The following is a 23,742-nucleotide window of genomic DNA, read 5'->3' on the forward strand; positions in this document are numbered from 1 at the left end:
CCATTGATTAGTGCATTTTAATGTTTTTTAACGAAGTAATTATAATTTACAGATAATCAATTGTTTAATTTTATTACATTAAACGATCATCTCCAAAAAGAAAAAAACAGATACAAAAAAGCCAATGAGCCTATATGGGTAAAAAAGCGTAGTTTTCACATTATTAGCAAGATTAGGGCATTCCACCTAAATTTGACATAGCACAAAGCTTTATAGAGAAATTAATCAATTATTCAAGAATATGAATACATTTTTTTATCAGTTTCTCTTGAAAATAAAGCAAGAGGAACAAAAGGTGAGTTTTTTGCCTGAAAGTTGTGTAGAGGAATCATTACAGATGATGTCCTTATTAAGCGATATGCTTAAAGAGCTAAAAATCTATGTCTTAGACAATGGATTTGATTCACAAAACGAAGAAATCATATTCTTTCGTGATGTGAAACCTGTCGTGCAGGGAAAATGGTTGTTTTATCATCAGTTATATCAATGGGAAGCAGTAACTTCGGTATTGTCCAAAGCACATCTCAAAGATTTTTTTGTTCAGCAAGGAAAGAAAATTGAAAAAGATTTTAAAATTTGTTTAAAGCAAAATCCTTTTTACAATTATTACCTATCAGAAAATCATTCTTGGGATGACAGATACTTTGTAAGGTATCAAATCAATGTGGATACCGAAGGACTGCCTGAAAATATGTTGAATTTCGATGCCGATTTCTCAACTTATTACGATTTTTTGGTCGCTCAAATACTTTGTAAAAAACAATTGGGTGAATATCTTTCCAATCGTATTACTGATTTAGAAGGAAGCCTCCAAGAAGTCGTTACAGATTTAGAATGGACTGCTACCAAAAATGATTTGATTGAACTCGTTTATGCCTTACAACACATCAAAGCGATTTCTTATGGGAAGATGAGTATCAAAAAAATCATTGCTGTCTTTGGTAAAATATTCAATATCGATTTAAAAGATAGCCATCACGCTTTCCATCGGATGAAAACACGTGCCAAATCAAAAACCGCTTTCTTAGATGAATTAAAAAAGACATTGGAAGAATATATGGATAGGTAATCCGTTTTCATCAGTAGGGTAACTAACTTACAAACGTCCCGTTTGATTGTTTTGAACGGGACTGCCTTACTATTGACCTTTTGAACAGGTGGTGGTTGCAACCACCACCTGTTCACAGGGCAAAGGTAAGATTTTTTTGCCAATTTGTAAATAGTTCGTACCTTTGCGACATTGAGTTACAACGCAAAATAAATAAAATCAATGAAATTGGCTCCGTTACTAAATCGTTACCTCATAGACTTTGAAAAATAAGTAACTCTCTGATAATAAATATTATATAATTTTAGTTAGATTTTTGTCAGAAAAATACATATCAATTTTATGAAAAGGAAAACAGAAAAAGATACATATTGTATAATTTATTTTTTGATGTTTTGTGTTTAATATATGCTTTTAACAAAATAATTATTTTTATTTAAAAATGAAATAGATAGCTAAAAAAAATATTATTTTTTATCTCAAATAATTGTATATTTTTGCAGCCGAATTAATTAAAAAATAATGTATTATTAAGTAGTTATTAATTTTTATATAAGATGAAAAAAATAATTTTAATGTTGATTGTAAGCTTTCCTTTATTTACTAAGGCACAAGATATTGCAGTAAAAAGACAAATAGGCATTGACGCTACAATGTTAGGAGTAGGGGCTTTTATTGAACAGCCTATTTCAACAAATATTTTAGCTGAAATTTCTGCAGGAGTGGGTTCTTCCGTATTAAAAAATTTAGGAAGTATAAATTATGTTTTTGATGATTTTCGTCCGTACACGCGAATTGAACTCAAAAGATTTTACAACAGAGATAATCGTATTCGTAAAAATAAAAATATTTTATTTAATAAAGGAAATTATATCGGTTTTCAAAATAAATTATACTACGGAATTAAAGCCGATGAGGGTACTCATACCTTTATGATAAATGAATTACATTGGGGAGTACAAACCGAATTGCATAATAGATTATTGCTTAATTTTCATATAGGATTAGGATATGCTTCTACAAAATATAGTTTATACAGTAGCTTTTTACCTACCATCGGTTTGAAAATTAAATATGTGATTTTTTAATGATAATACTTTAATAACTTATATCTAAAAAGACAGCTTATAAAAGGCTGTCTTTTTTTATGATTTTTTGTAAGTAAATAAAAAAATACTTTTGTATAGACTATATAACTAACTGATAAATCAGATTGTGTTTGTCTGTCTGAATAAAGTCAAAGACATTATTTTAATCGGAATTTTTCGGAGAATAATTTTTGATCGGGCAAACTCTTCGTAATTTTTTGGAAGGTAATTTCTGCTTGGGCGAACTCTTTGGAATTTTTCGGAGAATAATTTTTGCTCGGGCAAACTCTTCGTAATTTTTTGGAGAGTAATTTCTATTCGGGTGAACTTTTCGGAAAAAATTGTATATAGCTAACCCAAAATAGTCTGTCATACTGATTCCCCCTTCAAAAGGGGGCAGGGGGATGTAAATTCTAAGGAAACATCCTCCGTCCTTCGGACACCTCCTTCAAAAGGAGGATTTTAGAGTGCGACAATTTATATAAAGTTAGCTATGTTATATTTCAGAAAGAAAATAAAAAACAATAAAAAAATATGAGATAAAACAGAAAGGAATACACATTGGTTGTTTTATGCTTTTATTTTCTAATTAAAAATTGATTTTTACGAAGTTACGCAAAAAAATAGTTTGCCGTATTTTTTGTTTGTCGGGTAAAATGATTATTTTTGTAGGGAAATAAAAAATCGGTTTTAAAGTCTGATTTGCTGTTGATGATTTAGTTTTTATTCCTGTTTTCGGCAAAGGGATTAAAATTTGAGTTTTTTATTCATATAAAAGAGGTGTATCAATAGTATGATAAAAAATGAAAATCAATATAATTACTGACATCCGCTGTGCTTTTTTTTATTTTCTCGTGGTAGTTTGCTTAGGAGTTTTTCTTCGTTTGGTATATGTTATGCCGATTCCTTTTGAATACAACTATCGTTATATACTTCACGCACATTCGCACACTGCTTTTTTGGGTTGGATGTATGTTTTGTTATCATCACTTATTAGTAGAGAATTTATTAATGTTGTTTACGAAAAGCAATACAGAAGATTGTTTTACGTTACGCAATTTTCGGTGCTGGGAATGTTTTTTAGTTTTCTTTTTCAAGGATACGGAGTGTTTTCTATTATATTTTCATCTATTTTTGTTCTTTTATCATACATTTATAGTTATTTCTTCCTGAAAAAATCCAAAAATCAGATTTTGATGATTGAAAAGGAACAGAAATATAGCAGTGTTTCGTTTCTTTTTGTAAAAATGGGCGTTTTTTACTTGATTCTTTCAAGTTTAGGAATTTGGTCAATACCTTTGTCGATTGTCAAATTTGGGAAAGATTCGGATTTCTACAAGGCTTCTATAGCATTTTTTCTGCATTTTCAGTACAACGGTTGGATACTTTCTTCATTAACAGGATTATTCATACGGAAATTTGGCTGGGATGTGAGATTTCCTCAGCTGATGAAAAAAATATTTTACGGATTTCAGGTTGCCGTCATCGGGACATTAACGGTGTCTTGGTTAGGAATATTTAACTTTACGGAATTTTACGTAACAGGAGGTTTTTCCGGAATTATATGGCTGATTATGATATTAGTTTTAAGTTATTTATATTTTTTTAGGACTTCTGAAAAATCGCTTTTGGCTACATTGTTTTTGTTGTTTTTTATTTTGAAAGTGTGTGTGATGATTTTCGGGATTGTTTTAAATATTTTCAAACCTGTTTTTAATAATCCTGATTTGATTGTCAGTTATTTGCATCTGAATTTTTTAGGAGTTATAAATTTGGGATTGTTGAGTGTTTTATCTTCTTACAAATTATTGAAAGTAAATAAATTATCTGTTTTAGTTTATCTTTTGGCTTTTATTGTTACAGAAATTCTTATAGCTTATAAAGGTTTATTTCTTTGGCTTGACTTTCCTTTTTTTGATGCGTATTTTTTGTATTTGGCTATTGGCAGCATTCTGTTTTTACTCCCTGTTTCGTATTGGTTCGTACTTAGCTTAAAATTAAAAAAAGAATAATTTTTGACTTGCATTTTTATCGTAAATTTATTATTTTTGGCTAAAAATTATTGATTTATGAAAAAAAGTGTTTTTTTGATTGTATGTGGCTTATTTTCAATCAGTTTTTATGCTCAACTTCTGAGATATAATTTTGATGAACGGGGAGATACGTACATTCAGGGGTCGTTTCGCGGGCAATTTTGGCTGAGATATACGGATACTAATCCGGGAACAACCATAGGCGGAGAAGCTGTGAATCAGGCTGTTGATTTTTCTGTAAGACGCTATCGAGTTGGTTTTCAAGCTCAAATAAATAAGAAGTTGTATTTCTTTTTGCTGATGGGAAATAATAATATCAATCAGAAAACCATTCGTTCAACCGATTTCAGGTTGCTTGATATTTTGGCAGAATACACATTCAGTCCGAAATTGAAATTGGGAGCAGGAAAACTTATTTTTGCGGGTCCCGGGCGTTATGTGTATTTTTCCAATGGTTCGATGATGAATTTGGATCCTGCCATACATCAATTGTTTACAATAAATCATCACGATGATGTGGGACGAAACATAGGAATGTACGTTAAGGGACAGTTAGGAAAGCTTGAATATAACCTGAATGTTCAAAGTATTGCAATGCCCACAGATGCTCACATAAAAAGTTTTGGTTATTCCAAAAAACATACCTCTTTTGGATATGCTTCATACCTAAAGTATGAATTTTTTGATGATGAAAGTAACAGAAGTCCTTATAGTGGAGGTATAGGGACTTATATCGGAGCAAAAAAGATACTAAATTTGGGATTGGGATATGCTTTTAAGCCAAAAATGTTTGAAAGATTGATAGGAACAGATGTTAAACACGATGATTATAGAAATTTGGGTATAGATTTGTTTATAGATATGCCCGTATCGGAAAGAAATGCAGCTGTAACTACCTATTTAGCCTTCAATAATATAAATTTAGGAGAAAAATATGTCCGAAATATTGCAGTTAACGGTATTTTTGATGCGGAAGGGACTTCCTTCAACGGAGGTGGAAATGCTTATCCGATTGTAGGAACGGGAAATTCCATTATGTTTCAATTTGGATATTTGTTGCCAAAATCGGAAAATCATAAGGTACGTTTTCAGCCCAATTTTGGTTGGAAGTTTGCTGATTATAAAGGTTTAAATCAGGCAGTAAATGTGTATGATTTGGGATTGAACGTTTTCTTTAACGGACATAAAAGTAAGTTGTCATTAGGTTATAACAGTCGTCCTATTTTTGATAAATCTGAAAAAAAAGTCAGTACAAGGAAAGGAATGTTTGTGGCTCAATATCAAATCGAATTATAAAGGATTTTAGAGATTATCATTTGATAATCTCTAAAATTTGTTGAGTATGTTGCTTTGTCTTCACTTTTTCTATGACGTGTGTAATGATATGATTTTCGTTTAGAATGAAGGTCATACGATGTATTCCGTCAAAAGTTTTACCCATAAATTTCTTTTCTCCCCACACGCCGAATTGCCCAATAATTTGCTTGTTTTCGTCGGCTATTAAAGGGAAATTCAGATTGTTTTTAGAAGCGAAATTAGCTTGTTTTGTTACAGAATCGGCACTGATGCCTAAAAGTTCGTATCCTTTTTCTTTCAAAAGGTTGTAACCATCTCTCAAATCACAAGCTTCGGCAGTACAACCCGGAGTGCTTGCTTTTGGATAGAAAAAAATTATCAGCTTTTTTCCTTTGTAATCGGAAAGGCTAATTTCTTTTCCGTTTTGGTCTATACCTTTGAAATTTTTAACAGAATCGCCAATTTTTAATGTGTTCATATCTTAATTTGTTTGTTTTATTAGAAAAAAGTAGCTTAAAAAGGAAACAACAGCGGAAGTACAAAAACCATTACGATTCCCATAATGATTTGCAACGGAAGTCCAATTCTTACGTAATCTATAAAAGTGTATCTTCCTGCCGACATTACCAAAGCATTGGGAGGTGTTGAAAACGGAGAAGCAAAGCACATACTCGCTCCAACGGCAACTGCAAAGAGAAATGCTTGCGGATTCAGCCCTAAAGAAACTGCCGACTGGAAAGCTATTGGTGCCAGCAAAACCGCTGTAGCTGTGTTGCTTATGAACATTGTCATCAGTGAGGTGGTAAAATAAATACCTGCAAGCAATACATAAGGACTGTAACCTCCCAAACTTCCTACTAAAGTTTTTGAAACCAGATCGGAAACTCCTGTTTTTTCCAGAGCCAAAGCCATAGGTAACATTCCGGCAATCAGCACTACGCTTTCCCAATTGATGGTTTTGTAAGCGGCTTCCGTATTTCGCAACGCTCCTGAAATCACCATTAAAAGCGACGCTATTAAAACAGCAGTAACAGGAGCAATAGGAATGAAATCGAACATCATAGCAAAAACCATTGCTATCATAATGAGTCCCGCTATGGGAGCTTTGTGAGTTAGTGTTACTTTCGATGCCTCGCTCATCGGCTGTCCTAAAACAACCAACTGACTACGTTCGGCTTCAAGTTGTGCAATGTGTTCCCAAGTTCCCTGTACAAGCAGAATGTCTCCCGAATGCATTTTTTCATCTTTCAGATGTTGTAAAATATAAGTGTTTTTCCGCTGAATTCCCAAAATATTCAGACCAAAATGTTCTCTTAATTTGGAATCTTTGATGGGTAAATTTACGAACTTTGATGCCGGCATAATTAACACTTCTGCAATTCCTATTTCTTGAAAATTAAGTACATCTGTCTTTTTTTCTTCTGTTTGATGTGTGTCCAAAAGTTCCAATTTATTTTCGGAAATCATCATTTTTATGTTTTCGAAATCTCCTTGCAGGTATAAAATATCTCCCTCAAAAATAGTTGTGTCAGCATTAACCACTTCTTGATTGCCGGATTTAAAAAAAGGATTGTTGGAAGTAGATTTACGACGTATTTCTAACACAGAAGTGCGATATTTTTCATAAATTCGTATTTCCTTTATGGATTTTCCTTCAAAAGGTGAGTTTTTATTAACTTGTACACGATATAAATTCGTAGCAAGTTGATATTCATTAACTAAATCATATAAAGATTTACTCTTTTTTTTGTTTTCCGTACCTGAATTCTCTTTTTTTGATAATAAAAACTTGCTTGCAGGGATTAAAAATAAGATTCCAACAATCAAACAAACAATTCCAACAGGTGTAAACGAAAAAAATGTTAGTTGAGGATATCCTTCCTTTATGAGCACTTCATCAATCACTAAGTTAGGAGGTGTACCAATGAGGGTCATCATTCCTCCCATACTGCTGGCAAAAGCCATTGGCATCAATAAACGACTTGTATTGATGTTGGAACTCATCGCCATACTGACCACTATCGGAAGCATCAAAGCTACTGTACCTGTGTTACTTACAAAAGCTCCGATGAATGAAGTTACGAGCATTAACAGAATGAAAAGTTTAATTTCACTGTTTCCTGCCATTCGAAGAATTCTACTACTAATCATTTTTGCAAGTCCTGTCTGGAAAATGGCTCCACCCACCACAAAAAGCCCAATCATCATTATTACAACGGAACTCGAAAAGCCTGAAAGAGCTTCTTCAGGAGTAAGAATGCCAAAAACTACCAATAAAACCAATGAACACAGAGCTACTAAATCGGAACGAACTTTTCCGCTCATAAAAAAAATCGCCGAAGCAAACAAAATGGTAAGAGTTATGTACATAGAAGATTAATTTGGAATAAATTTAGAAATACTTGCACACCAAAGGTAGTAAAAAACAACATATTATCAAAATTTTTGATGTTTAATGTTTGTATTTTTTCATATATTTGAACCGAAAAATAGCAAAAATTATGACACCAATATTAAATCATCAAGATATTCAACACAAAATCAGACGGATAGCTTTTCAAATTTACGAGGCAAATTTAAATGAAACCCAAATTATTTTAGCAGGAATTCAAGGAAATGGATATATTTTTGCGGAAAACTTAAAAAAAATACTTTCTGAAATTAGTCCTATTGAAGTGATTTTATGTAAAGTGAAAATGAACAAAAAAAATCCGCTTGAAGGAATTACAACTTCCATAGAGTCAGAACAATACAAAGATAAAGTAGTGGTTTTGGTTGATGATGTTTTAAATTCGGGATTGACATTAATCTACGGTGTTAAACACTTTTTAGAAGTCCCTTTAAAAAAATTAACAACTGCCGTTTTAGTGAACAGAAACCACAAAAACTTCCCGATAAAGGCTGATTTTAAAGGGATTTCATTATCTACTTCCTTACAAGAACACGTTTCGGTTGAGTTTAATGAAGGAAATTATGTCGCATATTTAGAGTAATTAAGCAAATAAATATTAGTTTTTCAAATTAAAAAGGCATTCTGCACGATTTTAGTTTAGAATGTCTTTCTGCCATATTGTCACAAAAGAAAAAATGGCACACTTTTGAATATGATTATATCGTTTTTATACTAAAAAAATTGATTATGAGTACAAAAAAGAATACACACGAAGAGTCCGCTTCAAATGAAGAGCTTCAAAAAGAAGAAATTACTCCTGAAACGGAATCTGAACAAAATAATGAATCTCCTCAAAATAATGTAGAAGAGGAGTTGGCGAAAGAAAAGGATAAATTTTTACGTTTGTTTGCTGAGTTTGAAAATTATAAAAAACGCACAACCAAGGAGCGAATAGAGCTTTTTAAAACGGCAGGAGAGGACATTTTGTCAGCAATGTTGCCTGTGATAGATGATTTTGACAGAGCTTTGGCAGAGATTTCAAAATCAGGTGACGAGAATATGTTAAAAGGAGTGGAATTGATATATAATAAATTAGTTAATACGCTCAAATCAAAAGGATTGGAAAAGATAGAGGTAGCTCCGAGTGATATTTTTGATAGTGAAATACACGAGGCTGTTACTCAAATCCCAGCTCCTTCACAAGAATTGAAAGGTAAAGTGGTAGATGTTATCGAAAAAGGATACAAGTTGGGAAATAAAGTCATTCGATATCCAAAAGTTGTTGTAGGACAATAGTTTATAAAAATCAATGAAAAAAGATTACTACGAAATATTAGAAGTTTCAAAAACGGCAACCGCTGCTGAAATCAAAAAAGCATATCGCAAACAGGCTTTAAAATACCATCCGGATAAAAATCCCGGAGACAAGCAAGCCGAAGAAAATTTCAAATTGGCGGCGGAGGCATACGAAGTATTGAGCGACGATAGCAAAAGAGCCCAGTATGACCGTTTTGGGCACGCGGCTTTTGAAAACGCAGGAGGAGGTTATCACTCAACAATGGAGGATATTTTCAGTCATTTTGGAGATATTTTTGGCGGGCAATTTTCAGGTTTTTCAGGATTTGGAGGCTTCGGAGGAGGTCAGCAAACTCATATGCGAGGCGAAAATCTTCGAGTTCGTATAAAAGTTTCACTGGAAGACATCGTAAAAGGTGCAGAGAAAAAAATAAAAGTTAAAAGAAAGGTTCAGGCAGAGGGAGTTACCTATAAAACGTGTCCGACTTGTAACGGAACAGGGCAGATTGTTCGTGAAGTGAATACAATGCTTGGAAGAATGCAAACAGCAAGTCCTTGTTCGTCTTGTCACGGAAGTGGGCAAATTATTGATTATCGACCTTCAGATGCTGATTATCAAGGATTAAAAGTTGTTGAGGAAACTATTTCCGTGAAAATTCCTGCCGGAATTATGGAGGGCGTTCAACTGAAAGTTAGCGGAAAAGGAAACGAGGCTCCGGGAAGAAACAGCCTTGCAGGTGATTTGTTGGTGGTTATTGAAGAACAAGAACACGAAACGCTTAAAAGAGAAGGCGAAAATCTGCATTATGACCTGTATATCAGCTTTTCGGAAGCCGCTTTGGGAACTTCTAAAGAGATTGAAACCGTTACTGGAAAAGTACGAATTAAATTGGAAGAAGGGATACAATCAGGGAAGATCCTTCGGTTAAGAGGAAAAGGAGTTCCCAGTTTAAATGGTTATGGAACAGGAGATTTAATCGTTCACGTAAATGTTTGGACCCCCAAAAATCTTACAGAAAAACAGAAGGAATTTTTTAGAGAGATGCTCAACGATTCTAAATTTGTTCCCAACCCTGAAAAATCAGACAAATCCTTCTTTGAAAAGGTAAAAGAAATGTTCTCATAATAAATAAATTTAGAATTTGTATTACGATAAAGTTGAAAGGGCAGTGTAATTGCTGGGCTTTCAACTTTATTTTTTATGTTTGTTTCTATTTTTGATAATATATCCAAAATAAATTTCTGTTTTTACCAAACAATGAAGAATATTTGTTATGGGGGAAGCAATGGAAAAATATTTTTTACTCAATCATTGTGGGGATTTTATGCTAATATTTTGATATATGGGTTTTCAATCCCAGTGCATAGAGCGAGAACAAGATTTTTTTGTTGATTTGCAAATAGTTTGTATCTTTGCCTCACTGAATTACAACCTAAAAAAGGTAAAATCAACGAGGGTTGTTTTTGTTACTAAATCATTGCCTTCTATTCTTCGGTGATGAGGTTATAAAAAAGATATTTTATTTTGTTACAAAAAAAGAAAGTTATGAGAAGAATTAGTCTGGTTATCATTTTTTTAGTGGTTTTTTCTTGCAAAACAAATCCTTTTACGGGAAAAAATACGTTAAACTTTAAATCGAACAGTACTTTGTTTCCGATGGCTTTTACTCAATATTCTACTTTTCTGAAAGAAAATGAAGTTGTTATGGGAACGTCAGAGGCTGAAATGGTTAAGCGAGTAGGGCAACGGATTGCCAAAGCAGCTCAAATGTGGGCAGAGGCAATCGGTCATAAGGACTATTTGAAAGATTATAAATGGGAATACAATTTGGTTCACGACAAACAAGCCAATGCGTGGTGTATGCCGGGAGGGAAAATTGTGGTTTATACAGGAATTCTTCCCATTACCAAAAGCGAGGAAGGGTTGGCAGTTGTTATGGGACACGAAGTTGCTCACGCACTACTTGACCACGGAGCTCAGCGGATGAGTGCAAGTGACATACAGGTACTCGGAGCGATTGTCGGCAATGTGGCTCTTCACGATAGCAAGTATAAGGACACATTCAACGCAGCGTACGCACCGGCAACACAAATATTAGGAATGTTGCCTTATAGCCGTTCACACGAAACCGAAGCCGATGAAATAGGAATTCAACTTATGGCAATTGCAGGATACAATCCTGAAGAAGCACCTAAATTATGGGAGCGAATGCAAGCAAACAGTTCAGGACAGTCGCTTGAAATATTGAGTACGCACCCGTCCAATGCTTCGCGAATAGCAAATCTGAAAAATTGGGTTCCTAAAGCAAAAGCCGAAGCAGCAAAATACGGAATAACAACCTTCAAATAAGGAACATTTTATCAAAAAAATATATTTTCTGCATTCTTTGAAAAAGAAGTACGAAACAAAACAGTGAGTACAAGCAATTCTTTTTTGAAGAATGCAGATGAACGTTAAAGAGGAAGCATATAAATATGAAGAAATCCGAAAAAGTAAGTTTTGTAATCAATACATTGGAGGAAATATACCCAAAAGTAGATGTCCCCCTTGACCATAAAGACCCATACACCTTGTTAATAGCCGTGCTACTCTCTGCACAAAGTACCGATGCCCGCGTAAATCAAATAACACCGTTACTTTTTGCAAAAGCGGACAATCCGTACGATATGATAAAGCTATCCGTTGATGAGATTCGTGAAATCATCAAACCGGTGGGGCTTTCTCCTGCCAAGTCGAAGGGAATTTATGAACTGTCACACATTTTGATTGACAAACACGGCGGAGAAGTACCACAAAGCTTTGAGGATTTGGAAGCGTTGCCTGCGGTTGGGCATAAAACGGCAAGTGTGGTGATGTCGCAGGCCTTCGGCATTCCTGCGTTCCCCGTGGATACTCATATTCATCGGCTAATGTACCGATGGGGGCTATCAAACGGAAAGAATGTAACGCAAACTGAAAAAGATGCGAAGCGTTTATTTCCTCAGGAGAAGTGGAATAAACTCCATATCCAGATTATTTTATACGGAAGAGAGTATAGTCCTGCCCGAGGGTGGAATATCGAGAAAGATATCATTACAAAAACTATCGGACGGAAATCAGTTATTAATTCCATTTAGTCAAAATACTTAATGAAGAAGTAAAAGTTTACATAACAAATTATAAATATCTTATATCAATATAAAAAATACAAAGAACGGGAAGGAATTTTAGAAGAGAGATTAGTAAAAATTCAAATAATTGAAGAAAAATCAAAAAACAAGTGTTTTTTATTGGAATGTAATTGTGAGCAATTCAAAAGGAACTATAAAAGATACAAAAACAAGTGTGATATGTTTAAAAACAAGACAAAATAATATAAGATAGATAGTAAAAATTTAATAAACAAGTGTTATTTTTGAAGATGTAATAATCAAAAATATAAATTCAATACAAGAAAATATAAAAGTAAAAGTATGCAATGTCAAATCAATAATTATAGATAAAGATGATGAAGAATAAGTATTGATTTAATAAGATAAAAATTCAACGCAAATTAAATAATAAGCAAAATCGTGTAGTAAACACAAAAGATATTTTAATAAATAGAAGTAACTAACGATAAATAATTATGAAGTTACAACAAAGAGATGAAAAACATCTGTGGCATCCTTATACGCAACATCAAACAGCTTCCAAACCTTTAGGAATTGTTAAAGGGAAAGATGCTTTGCTTTGGGATGAGGACGGAAAGGAATACATTGATGCCATTTCCAGCTGGTGGGTAAACCCTTTTGGGCATAGTAACGAGCTTTTAGCACAAGCGGCATACAAACAATTAACACAACTGGAACACGTACTCTTCGGGGGATTTACTCACGAGCCTGCGGTGCTTTTAGCAGAGAAACTAATTTCTATTTTGCCTTCCAATCAGCAGAAAATATTCTTTTCGGACAATGGTTCAACTGCTGTGGAAGTCGCAATAAAGATGGCAATACAGTATTTTTTCAATAAGGGAGAGAAAAAACACGTAATAGTGGCGTTCGAAAATGCTTTCCACGGCGATACTTTTGGGGCGATGGCAGCTTCCGGAATATCGTTCTTTACGGAATCGTTTAAGGGGCAGCTTTTGGAAGTGGTGCGGATTCCCATTCCGGAGAAGGGCAAGGAGCAATTATCGGAAGAAAAGCTAAAAGAAGCCATAACAAAGCACAAAGTAGCGGCTTTCATCTTTGAGCCGTTGGTTCAGGGTGCAGCGGGAATGAAAATCTATGCTGAAAAGGCTTTGGACAATTTGATAAAAATAGCTAAAAGCCATAATGTTATCACAATCGCCGATGAGGTAATGACCGGATTTGGTAGAACAGGGAAAACATTCGCTTGTGATTATTTAAGTGAGCAACCGGATATTATTTGTCTTTCAAAAGCATTGACCGGAGGAACGATTCCGTTGGCGGTAACCTCGGCAACTCAGGAAATCTTTGATGCTTTTTGTGATGAAGACGTGAATAAAGCTCTGTTTCACGGGCATACTTATATGGCGAATCCTACAGGATGTGCTATTGCTTTGGAGGCAATCCGAATTTTGCAAACAGACGAAACTCAGCAAAACATAAAACGTATCGAGCAACATCATAAGGAATTTGTGCAAAAATTAAATGACAACCCGAATGTTGAAAATGCACGAACGCTGGGGGTTATTTTAGCTTTTGAAGTGAAAACATCAGGAAATACATCGTATTATGGAAGTATTCGCAACCGATTGTATGATTTTTTTATTGAAAAAGGCATAATTTTACGTCCTGTTGGCAATACAATTTACATACTTCCTCCGTATATTGTTACAAATGCACAGTTACAGCGTATTTATAGCGTAATTGAAGAAGCAATAAAGGAAATTGCTTCATAAAATCGGTTTAAAAATGAAAAAAGTATTCGATTTGAAGGTCGCTCCCATAGAAAATCTTTGTGTGGGATTTATCGGCGTTGGCATTCGAGGTATTGAAGCCCTGAAGCGATATATGTATTTGGATGTACGTATCTCGGCGGTGAGTGATGTGTATAAGGAATATATAGAAAAAGCCAAGAAAATTACAGAAAATCAGTCTGCTTCACCGGTTTTCTTCACAGGAAAGGAAGATTGGAAGAAACTTTGCGAAATGGAAGAAATTGACTTGGTTTATATATCTACACCTTGGGAGCAACACACCGAAATGGTGACATACGCAATGCGTTGTGGCAAGCACGTAGCAGTGGAAGTTCCGTTGGCTATGACCGTTGCCGATTGTTGGGAAATTGTCAGAACTGCAGAAGAAACTCAACGACATTGTATGATGTTGGAAAATGCGTGTTACGATAGCTTCGAATTGATGACTATTGAAATGGCAAAGAGAGGAGATTTTGGAGAGATTGTTCACGGAGAAGGGGCTTATATTCACGATTTAAGGCGTTTGAATTTTCAGCAAAATGATAGGGATACCTTGCGAGGCGAATGGCGGATGAAATATAGCCAAACACATAACGGAAATCCGTATCCAACACACGGAATAGCTCCTATTTGTCAGGCAATGAATATTTTAAGAGAAGATAATTTGGTAAAATTAGTGTCGATGTCATCTCTTTCAATCGGGATGAAACGCTATGCTGAAGCCACCTTTGGGAAAGACTCTCCACAGGCAAAAGCACATTACACAGGCGATATTAATTTGACGCTTATTCAAACGGAAAAAGGGAAAACCATTTTATTACAACACGATGATACCAGTCCGCGACCATATTCAAGAATATTTTTAGTGAGTGGAACAGACGGATTTATTCAAAAATATCCCACTCCTCAAATTTATTTCGACAAAAGGGAAATTCCACAATTAACTCAGGAGGAAGTAGCATCGTATTTGGAACAAAATCAGCATCATTATGTATTGGAAACCGCTCATTTGAGAGAAAAACTTCCGGAACAAAAGCCTATGGATATCATTATGGATTACAGATTAGTGTACTGCCTCAAAAATGGACTTCCGTTAGACCAAAACGTATACGATGGAGCATTGTGGTCGTGCATTACAGAATTATCACAAATTTCCGTAGAAAAAGGAAGTATTCCTGTTGATATTCCTGATTTTTTGAATGGATAACGCTTGAAAAATAAAATTTAGATTCTTTTATAAATTTATTACTTTAAATAATTATATTTGCCCGAAAATTGAGTTAAGATGAAAAAAATAGAGCTAAACACAATTGAAGAAGCTATTGAAGATATAAAAAAAGGAAAGGTAGTTATTGTGGTAGATGATGAAAATCGTGAAAATGAAGGAGATTTCATTGCTGCTGCAGAAAAAGTTACTCCTGAGATGATAAATTTTATGATTACGCACGGTCGTGGCTTGGTTTGTGCACCGCTTACTGAAAAGCGTTGTTCCGAGTTGGATTTGCCGATGATGGTACACAATAACACAGTGTTACATCAAACTCAATTTACAGTTTCCGTGGATTTGATAGGGCAGGGGTGTACCACCGGAATTTCAACTCACGACAGAGCAAAAACAATTTTATCATTGATTAATCCTGAAACAAAACCGTCGGATTTAGGGCGACCCGGGCATATTTTCCCACTTCGGGCGAAAGAAGGAGGTGTGCTTCGCCGAACAGGGCATACTGAGGCTACAATTGATTTGGCTCGGCTGGCAGGCTTTCAACCAGCGGGAATTCTGGTGGAGATATTAAATGAAGACGGAACAATGGCTCGGCTTCCACAATTGGTAGAAATTGCCAAACGTTTTGATTTAAAACTTATTTCAATAGAAGATTTGGTCGCTTACCGAATGCGGAAAGATACTTTAATTGTTAAAAAAGAAGACTTCTACTTGCAAACACCTTACGGAGAATTTCGCTTGCGTGCCTATGAGCAAACGACTAATAAACAAATACATTTAGCTTTTACCAAAGGCACTTGGGAGCCCGATGAGGCGGTACTTACCAGAGTCCACGCGTCATTTATCAGCAATGATATATTAGAGATTTTGGCAAATGATAAGGATAATCCGCTTGAACGAATATTTAAAAAAATCAATGAGGCAGGTAAAGGTGCAGTAGTGGTTATCAATAAAGAAGGATATTCGCAAGATTTGCTAAAACGTATCACAGAAATTAAAGAAAAACAGAATGGCAATTATATTCCGCAACCTTCCACTGATACAAAAGATATAGGAATGGGATCGCAAATTCTTCACGACTTGAACATACGTAAGATACGATTACTAACTAATTCAAAACAATCACATTACGTAGGGATGTCAGGTTACGGACTTGAAATTGTAGAGGAAATTGAATATTAAAAAAGTTGCCTATTTAGGCAACTTTTTTGTTAGTTTTTATCTTTATTACTCGGTTTTAGAATCATTCGGTAGGATTGGTCTTTACTGATGTAATATCCTAACCAATTATAAAAAGCTTTGAGGCGATTTCGAAATGTTACAAGCGACATAATATGTACAAAAACCCAGATAAACCAAGCAAAGAATCCTTTCAGAAATATTTTTTTAGGAATATCAGCAACGGCTTTATTTCGTCCGATAATAGCCATAGAACCTTTGTCAGTATATAAAAAAGGTTTAGCTTCTATGAAATCATTACTCAGATTTTTACCCAAATTTCGTGCTTGTTGTATAGCAACTTGAGCCAATTGCGGATGACCTTGCGGAAAATTTGAATCGGTAGTCATAATACAAGAATCCCCAATTGCATAAATATTTTCAAAACCTTCCACTTTATTGAAAGCATCTGTTTTTATTCTTTTTCCTCTTCCTAAAAGCGATTCATTATCAATGCCTTTGAATGATTTTGCGGAAACTCCGGCTGCCCAGATAAGGTTTCTTGCATCCAAAATTGTTCCGTCAGAAAGATGTACTTCATCATTTATGAAATCTTTTACAAAAACGTTGAGTTTGAGTTTTACACCCATTTTTAACAAGGATTTTTCGGTGTAATTTTGCGATTTTTCGGACATTGGCGCGAGTACTGTTTTTTGCCCATCAATCAGGAAAATATCTCCTAAGTCTTCCTGAGCAAGTTCGGGGTAGTCCTTTTCCAAAATGTAATGTTTCATTTCTGCAAAAATTCCCGAAAGTTCAACGCCCGTTGGTCCCGCTCCAGCAATGGCAAAGGAAAGCAGTTTTTTTCGTTGTTCTTTATCTTCAGTACGAGTAGCTCTTTCAAGCCGTGTATATACCAAATTTCGCAACATTAAAGCATCACTAATTGTCTTCATCGGCATTGCTTTTTCTGCTACATTTTGATTGCCAAAGAAGTTCGTTTCCGCTCCTGTTGCCATTACTAAAATATCGTAAAACATTTCTCCATTACTGAGTATCAGTTTGTTTTCAGAAGGAATTACCTCTTTGAGTTCTCCCATTCTGAAATTCGTGTTTTTGTACGAACGCAAAATTTTCCGAAAAGGATACGAAATGGCAGAAGGTTCCATAAAACCTGCTGCAACTTGATAAAGTAAAGGCGGAAAAAAATTGTAATTATTCATATCCACCAAAGTAATGCGGAACTTATCGGAATGATTCAATTCTTTAACAAGTTGTAAACCAGCAAATCCACCTCCAACAATAACGATATGTTTTTTATATTTCATTGAGTTTTTTTATATTTTAAAAATCGGTACAAAAGTAAAACGTTTTTTGAAATAAACAGGAGAATTTTGATGTTAAAATCAGAAAAGTTGAGTGATAATATAGATTAGAAGCCCAACCAATCCGCCAACTAATGTTCCGTTAATACGAATAAATTGTAAATCTTTACCCACTTCAAGTTCTAATTTTTCGCTTAATTCACGTCCTTTCCAATTTCCGACGGTTTCACTTATAAGCTGACCAACTTCATTTTTGTTTTTCAATACGAATTGATAGATTGTTTTCCGGCTCCATCCGTCTAATCGATTTTGAAGCTGCTTGTCGGTTTGTAACTGTTGAGTAAAATTCAGAATTGATTTTTTTAAATAACTTTTTAAAACAGAATTATTTAAGGGTTTTGACAAGTCTTCTGTCAGAAAGTTTTTGATGTAAATCCAAATATTTTTGGCGTATTTTTCAATATTTTCAGATTGTAACAAATTGCTTTTTAGTTTTTCCAATTTTTCTTTCCAATGAGATTCGTTTTTTAAATCTTCACTAAATTGAAGCAATTGGTTTTCTATCTCTTTGCGAACGGAATGTTCTTTATTTTGAGCCGCTTCAGCCATATAGTTTGCCAGCCCTGCCGTGATTTTATCAGCTAAAATTTTATCAATGAAATTAGGAATAAAAAATGCACTTTCTTGAGAAATTTTTTGATGTATTAAGTCCTTATTTTCCAAGATATAGTATTCAATTTTTAGGAAGATAAAATCAAGTATTTTTTGATGTTCTTTTTCTTTTAGTAAATATTCTAATATATTGCTTGTTAATTTATTTAACTCTATGTCTTGAAGTAATAGTTTAGATTTTTCTGTGATAAAATTTGTAATTTTTTCGTCATTAATATTTTGTATTATTTCTTCAAGTTTTACTTTAATTTCGCTTATTAATATGTTGATATTCTTTTCTTTATTTAAGTATTTAACAATAAAAGGAGAAACATTGATACTTTCCACGTATGGGCGGATATTTTCTGCTTTTAAAAAGTTTTCCACTACAAAGTTACCCAAATTATCTCCAATGTCTTTTTTCCGATTTTCAATCAAATCTGTGTGCGGAATCGGAAGTCCCAAAGGTTTATGAAATAGAGCGGTAACAGCAAACCAATCTGCCAAAGCACCAACCATAGCCGCTTCGGAAAAGGCTTTGATATATCCTACAAAAGACCATTCAGGAGCTTTTTTTTGCAGAATTACCATTGTAATGTACAGTAAGGTCATAAATAGGAATAATGCCGTGGCGATTCGTTTGTGGTAACGTAATTTTTTTTCTTTCATAAGTAGTATTTAAAAAAGAAAAGAATCAACAATTGAAAAATATCCAAATTGTCGATTCTTTATATTTAATTTGTTGATTATTCAACAGTTACTGATTTGGCTAAGTTTCTCGGTTGGTCAACATTACATCCTCGTTTTATGGCAATGTAATAAGACAATAATTGTAACGGAACGGAAGCCAAGATAGGGGAGAGAGCCTCACTTACTTCCGGAATTTCGATTACGTGGTCAGCAATGGAAGCCATCTGTTTGTCGCCCTGAGTTACTATGGCAATAATTTTTCCTTTCCGAGATTTTATTTCCTGAGCATTGGATACAATTTTATCGTAATGTCCTTTAAGCGGTGCAATGAAAATTACAGGCATATTTTCGTCAATCAAGGCAATAGGACCGTGTTTCATTTCAGCTGCCGGATATCCTTCTGCGTGGATGTATGAAATCTCTTTTAGTTTTAAAGCACCTTCAAGTGCTGTTGGGAAATTGAACCCTCTTCCTAAATATAAGCAATTTGATGCGTTTTTGTAGATTTCCGCTACTTCAATAGCAGTTTGATGCGTATTTTTAAGCGTTTTTTCTACTAAATTTGGAATGTTAGCCAAATCTTTAACCAAATTATGGTATGTTTTTTCATCTAAAGTACCTTTTTTACGTCCTAAATGTAAAGCCATCAGGGTCAGAACGGTAAGTTGGGTAGTAAAGGCTTTGGTTGAAGCAACCCCAATTTCAGGTCCTGCGTGTGTGTAAGTTCCTGAATCCGTGATACGTGCAATTGAAGAGCCTACCACGTTACATATCCCGTAAATGAAAGCACCTTGTTCTTTTGCCAGTTTTAAAGCAGCAAGAGTGTCGGCGGTTTCTCCTGATTGTGAGATAGCTATGACAATATCATCTTTGTGGATAATTGGATTTCGGTAACGGAATTCTGATGCGTATTCCACTTCCACAGGAATTCGGGCAAATTCTTCAAACAGATATTCTCCCACTAACCCTGCGTGCCAAGAAGTTCCGCAAGCCACTATTACGATGCGTCGGGCATTCAAAAATGTTTCAAGATGATTGTCAATTCCTGATAATTTGGTTGTATAATCCTCAAGTAAACGTCCACGCATTGTGTCTTGAATAGACTTTGGCTGTTCGTAAATTTCTTTCAGCATAAAATGGTCATAACCTCCTTTTTCAATGGCTTCTAAGCTGATTTTCAGCTCCTGCATAAGCGGAGTAACGCTTTCGTTGCTAGTGATGTTGCGGACATTTAGCGGTTTTCCCAAACAAATGGTAGCCATTTCACCATCTTCCAAATAAAGAGCATTTTTGGTAAATTCAACAAAAGGAGAAGCATCTGAGGCAATGAAAAATTCATTTTCACCAATACCGATAACGAGCGGACTTCCCAAGCGAGCCACTACGATTTCTTCCGGATGACCTTCTTCCATAACAGCAATGGCATATGCTCCCACTACTTCGTTAAGAGCATGTCGAACGGCACTTTCCAAAGAAAGATTTTCTTTTTCTTTGAAGTATTCGATGAAATTTACCAAAACTTCAGTATCTGTATCGGACTGGAAAGTAAATCCTTCTTGTATCAGTCGTTGTTTGATACTGTCATAATTTTCAATAATTCCGTTATGAACAATGGCAAGTTTTTCTGAACTTGATAAATGTGGATGTGAATTGACATCATTCGGAACTCCGTGCGTAGCCCAACGCGTATGTCCCATTCCGCAACCGAATTTAGGAATGTCATTTCCTGCTTTTTTTTCCAAATCGGAAACTTTTCCTTTGGTTTTTACATTTACAAATTTCTCAGAATTCAAAATAAATCCTGCACTGTCATAACCGCGATATTCCAATCGCTTTAATCCGTCAATAACAACGGGAAAAGCAGCCCTGCTGCCTAAATAACCTACAATTCCACACATAATTTTTATTTTTATTTTAAAATTTATACTTTTTTGAGTGGTTGAGTAGTAGTATTTTTTGTGAATTTGGTATTTTTAAAGTTTTTTATAGTTCACATTTTTATCTAATTTCACGCTTTCAGGAACAAGAACGGTGTAATTTCCGCCGTTTCTTATTACATCACGTACAATTGATGAAGAAATAAACGAAGTTTTTGCCGCTGTAAGCAAAAAAACCGTTTCGATTTTTGAAAGTGTACGGTTAGTATGTGCTATGGCTTTTTCAAATTCAAAATCAGCCGGATTTCGAAGTCCTCTCAGAATGAATTGAGCTTTGATTTCTTTGCAAAAGTCCACAGTAAGTCCTTGATATGTTGTAACTTTTACCTTAGGCTCGTCAGCGAAAGCTTTTTCTATAAATTCTTTGCGTTGTTCCACCGAAAACATACAATTTTTCTCATTGTTTACCCCGATGGCAACCACGATTTCATCGAATAAGTCCAACGCTCTGTGAATAATATCGTAATGCCCTAATGTAATTGGGTCAAATGATCCCGGAAATAATGCTCTTTTCATTTTTAAACTTCATTTATGGCTTCTTCGATAGCATTTTCAAACAAATCTGAGAGCGAAATTCCTGCTACTTTGGCTTGTTGAGGCAATAAACTGGCTTCGGAAAGTCCCGGCGTAGTGTTCATTTCCAACAAATAAGGAGTTTCTCCTACAATGATAAATTCACTTCGGCTGAATCCTTTCATTTTGAGTATTCGATATATTTTTTCTGCCAAATGATTGATTTTTTCAGTCATTTCAGCAGAAATTCGAGCGGGAGTAATTTCATCGGATTGCCCTAAATATTTTGCTTCATAATCAAAAAAATCATTGTGCGAAACAATTTCTGTCATTGGAAGCACTTTTACTTCGCCTTTGTAGGTAATCACACCAACGGAAACTTCTGTTCCTTCCAAAAAACTTTCAATCAGAATTTCATCATCTACATCAAAAGCCTTTTCGATGGCCTCTGCTAATTTTTCTTCTTCATACACTTTGTAAACTCCAAAGCTACTGCCTGATTTATTGGCCTTTACGAAACAAGGGAGTCCTACTTTTTTAACAATTTCAAAAGTCGAAAAACGTTCACCTTTGTTGAGATATACCGACGGAGCGGATAATATTCCGTAAGGTTTCAATACTGAAAGCATATCCCTTTTGTTAAAAGTTAAAGCCGACGCATACATACTGCAACCTGTTAAAGGTAAACCAATTAAGTTGAAATATGCCTGTAAATAACCATCTTCACCAGGTGAGCCGTGAATTGCATTAAAAACAACATCAAAAGTTATTTTTTTTCCTTCAACTTCAACAGAAAAATCATTTTTATTGATGGGGAATTCCTGATTTTGATTGTTGATGAAAACCCATTTTTCTTTGTAAATGTGAATAGGGAAAGTGTCGTACTTTTCTTTATTAAGATGCTGTATTACAACACTTCCGCTTTTTAAGGAAACTTCTGCTTCGGCAGAATATCCTCCCATAATAACAGCTATTTTTTTCTTCATTATTTTTTCGAGAATCTCTGTAAATACGTTTAATGCACGTGCCAAAAATAGTATTTATTATCTAAAATAAAAGTTAAAAGAAAATTTTTTATTATTTTAACCGATTTTTTGTATATCCCTGATTATAGATATACAAAATTGTAATAACATCCAAAAAAGTTATTCCTTGTTTTATATCAAGCCATTCAAATTATTGTAAAAATTTTGGTCATTTTCTTTTTCAAGTTTAGTTTCTTAATCCAACTTGATAGTTATAAACAAAATTGTAAAGCAAAAACCGTTTATAAAAAACAGCTTAGCGAAAAACCGTGAACATCTTTTAAATAATTCTGCTCCAAACTAACGTGATGACTATAACCATAAGTTGCACGAAAAATTTTCGAAATGCGTATCCCTATCATTGCATTGACAGCTGAGACCGTTTTATATCCCAAACCTATTTCTAAAATATTTTTATAGATGAAAGAAAGGTTGGCATCAGCTTGAAAAGGGGCTTGATTTTCGTATTTCAACAAGAAATTAGGTTGTAAAATCATTGTTTCAAATCGGTCAATATAAAAACGATAACCGAAGTATGCATAGAAAGGGTATGTCAGTTTTATAACGTTTACATTCTTGGCTAATGCATTTCCGATAAGGTTGGGAGCCGAAATACCTGCAAAAAACAAATTGTGATTATATACCATTGAAATTCCTACAGTGGGAATGGTAGCCGAAACATTTTCAGAAAACCGAGGGTCATTTTGTAATCCTAAATTTAACAAATCATCTTGGAAAAATCGTGCCCCCGCTGTGATACCAAACGACAAAGCGTGCGGACGATACAACGCCCATTGCGGACGTGATTCATAATAGGTTAAATCCAAAACGTACGCATAGGTAGCTTGTAGTGAATTGTTGGATATGGTACCCGTTTTGTCACTTACCACGCCTATGCCTAGAGCAAAATTTCTGTCGTTAAAAGGTAAAACACCCGATGCTGTAAAAGTGGTAGGAGCACCTTCTACACGCCCTGAAAATCCTTTGGCAGTGAATGTACTTAATGAAATCATTGCCTTGTCAAGCAACCCTGCATAAGCCGGATTTACCAGAAAAGGGTTGTGATTATATTCTGAAAAAGAAGGTGTTTGTTGTGCTTTTACAGAAAAAAACAGAGTTAAAAACAAAATAGTACTTATAGCGATTCTTTTCATATCATTT

20 protein-coding genes are annotated in these 23,742 nt (G+C 34.6%); 12 read left to right on the forward strand and 8 right to left on the reverse strand.

The features are described 5' to 3' along the window. Positions 1-241 precede the first annotated feature (241 nt). The 4 genes from GN105_RS10450 (at position 242) to GN105_RS10465 (ending at position 5,465) form a co-directional block, all read left to right on the forward strand. Positions 242-1,069 (forward strand): RteC domain-containing protein, encoded by an 828-nt coding sequence (locus tag GN105_RS10450; protein ID WP_155285347.1) that lies wholly within the window; start codon positions 242-244, stop codon positions 1,067-1,069. A 536-nt stretch (positions 1,070-1,605) separates the two neighbouring features. Beyond that, complete coding sequence (locus tag GN105_RS10455; RefSeq protein WP_155285348.1) at positions 1,606-2,136, forward strand: hypothetical protein; 531 nt, start codon at positions 1,606-1,608, stop codon at positions 2,134-2,136. A gap of 803 nt (positions 2,137-2,939) precedes the next feature. Further along, entirely contained in the window at positions 2,940-4,148 is a 1,209-nt protein-coding gene (locus GN105_RS10460) for a hypothetical protein (RefSeq protein ID WP_155285349.1), read from the forward strand. 57 nt (positions 4,149-4,205) lie between these two features. Then, positions 4,206-5,465 carry a hypothetical protein gene (locus tag GN105_RS10465; protein ID WP_155285350.1) on the forward strand — a complete coding sequence of 420 codons (1,260 nt, stop codon included), beginning with the start codon at positions 4,206-4,208 and terminating at the stop codon, positions 5,463-5,465. A 16-nt stretch (positions 5,466-5,481) separates the two neighbouring features. Here GN105_RS10465 and bcp read toward each other — a convergent pair whose 3' ends face one another. Beyond that, positions 5,482-5,943: a thioredoxin-dependent thiol peroxidase gene (bcp, locus tag GN105_RS10470; protein ID WP_155285351.1), complete on the reverse strand. Its 462-nt coding sequence runs from the start codon at positions 5,941-5,943 to the stop codon at positions 5,482-5,484. 35 nt (positions 5,944-5,978) lie between these two features. After that, positions 5,979-7,835 (reverse strand): SLC13 family permease, encoded by a 1,857-nt coding sequence (locus GN105_RS10475; protein ID WP_155285352.1) that lies wholly within the window; start codon positions 7,833-7,835, stop codon positions 5,979-5,981. 131 nt (positions 7,836-7,966) lie between these two features. Between GN105_RS10475 and GN105_RS10480 the strand changes: the two genes are divergently transcribed. From GN105_RS10480 to ribB, 8 genes are all read left to right on the forward strand, one after another. Next, complete coding sequence (locus GN105_RS10480; protein WP_155285353.1) at positions 7,967-8,458, forward strand: phosphoribosyltransferase family protein; 492 nt, start codon at positions 7,967-7,969, stop codon at positions 8,456-8,458. A 146-nt stretch (positions 8,459-8,604) separates the two neighbouring features. After that, on the forward strand, positions 8,605-9,153 hold the full coding sequence (locus tag GN105_RS10485; RefSeq protein WP_155285354.1) for a nucleotide exchange factor GrpE: 549 nt from the start codon (positions 8,605-8,607) through the stop codon (positions 9,151-9,153). A gap of 13 nt (positions 9,154-9,166) precedes the next feature. Next, entirely contained in the window at positions 9,167-10,279 is a 1,113-nt protein-coding gene (gene dnaJ, locus GN105_RS10490; RefSeq protein WP_155285355.1) for a molecular chaperone DnaJ, read from the forward strand. 420 nt (positions 10,280-10,699) lie between these two features. Further along, a complete protein-coding gene (locus GN105_RS10495) occupies positions 10,700-11,503 on the forward strand; it encodes a M48 family metallopeptidase (RefSeq protein ID WP_155285356.1) in 804 nt (267 codons plus the stop codon). A 125-nt stretch (positions 11,504-11,628) separates the two neighbouring features. Continuing rightward, positions 11,629-12,270, forward strand: a complete 642-nt coding sequence (locus tag GN105_RS10500; protein WP_155285357.1) for an endonuclease III domain-containing protein — start codon at positions 11,629-11,631, stop codon at positions 12,268-12,270. Positions 12,271-12,761: 491 nt separating this feature from the next. After that, complete coding sequence (bioA, locus tag GN105_RS10505) at positions 12,762-14,039, forward strand: adenosylmethionine--8-amino-7-oxononanoate transaminase (RefSeq protein ID WP_155285358.1); 1,278 nt, start codon at positions 12,762-12,764, stop codon at positions 14,037-14,039. Between the two features lie 13 nt (positions 14,040-14,052). Continuing rightward, on the forward strand, positions 14,053-15,264 hold the full coding sequence (locus GN105_RS10510) for a Gfo/Idh/MocA family protein (protein ID WP_155285359.1): 1,212 nt from the start codon (positions 14,053-14,055) through the stop codon (positions 15,262-15,264). A 78-nt stretch (positions 15,265-15,342) separates the two neighbouring features. Then, the gene (gene ribB / locus GN105_RS10515) at positions 15,343-16,464 is read left to right on the forward strand and encodes a 3,4-dihydroxy-2-butanone-4-phosphate synthase (RefSeq protein ID WP_155285360.1); all 1,122 of its coding nucleotides are present in this window, start codon (positions 15,343-15,345) and stop codon (positions 16,462-16,464) included. Between the two features lie 29 nt (positions 16,465-16,493). On the opposite strand, the gene GN105_RS10520 is transcribed toward ribB, so the two are convergent. The 6 genes from GN105_RS10520 to GN105_RS10545 all read right to left on the reverse strand — a co-directional run bounded on the left by GN105_RS10520 (position 16,494) and on the right by GN105_RS10545 (position 23,735). Beyond that, the gene (locus GN105_RS10520) at positions 16,494-17,768 is read right to left on the reverse strand and encodes an NAD(P)/FAD-dependent oxidoreductase (RefSeq protein ID WP_155285361.1); all 1,275 of its coding nucleotides are present in this window, start codon (positions 17,766-17,768) and stop codon (positions 16,494-16,496) included. A gap of 78 nt (positions 17,769-17,846) precedes the next feature. Then, the gene (locus tag GN105_RS10525) at positions 17,847-19,085 is read right to left on the reverse strand and encodes a DUF445 domain-containing protein (protein WP_155285362.1); all 1,239 of its coding nucleotides are present in this window, start codon (positions 19,083-19,085) and stop codon (positions 17,847-17,849) included. A gap of 77 nt (positions 19,086-19,162) precedes the next feature. Then, positions 19,163-21,004 carry a glutamine--fructose-6-phosphate transaminase (isomerizing) gene (gene glmS / locus GN105_RS10530; RefSeq protein WP_155285363.1) on the reverse strand — a complete coding sequence of 614 codons (1,842 nt, stop codon included), beginning with the start codon at positions 21,002-21,004 and terminating at the stop codon, positions 19,163-19,165. Between the two features lie 75 nt (positions 21,005-21,079). After that, positions 21,080-21,559: a pantetheine-phosphate adenylyltransferase gene (gene coaD / locus GN105_RS10535; RefSeq protein ID WP_155285364.1), complete on the reverse strand. Its 480-nt coding sequence runs from the start codon at positions 21,557-21,559 to the stop codon at positions 21,080-21,082. A gap of 2 nt (positions 21,560-21,561) precedes the next feature. Beyond that, the gene (locus GN105_RS10540; RefSeq protein ID WP_155285365.1) at positions 21,562-22,542 is read right to left on the reverse strand and encodes a D-alanine--D-alanine ligase; all 981 of its coding nucleotides are present in this window, start codon (positions 22,540-22,542) and stop codon (positions 21,562-21,564) included. 281 nt (positions 22,543-22,823) lie between these two features. Then, positions 22,824-23,735, reverse strand: a complete 912-nt coding sequence (locus GN105_RS10545; RefSeq protein ID WP_155285366.1) for a PorP/SprF family type IX secretion system membrane protein — start codon at positions 23,733-23,735, stop codon at positions 22,824-22,826. Positions 23,736-23,742 lie beyond the last annotated feature (7 nt).

Origin of the sequence: Capnocytophaga felis, from assembly GCF_009684755.1 — a bacterium.
GTDB lineage: Bacteria > Bacteroidota > Bacteroidia > Flavobacteriales > Flavobacteriaceae > Capnocytophaga > Capnocytophaga felis.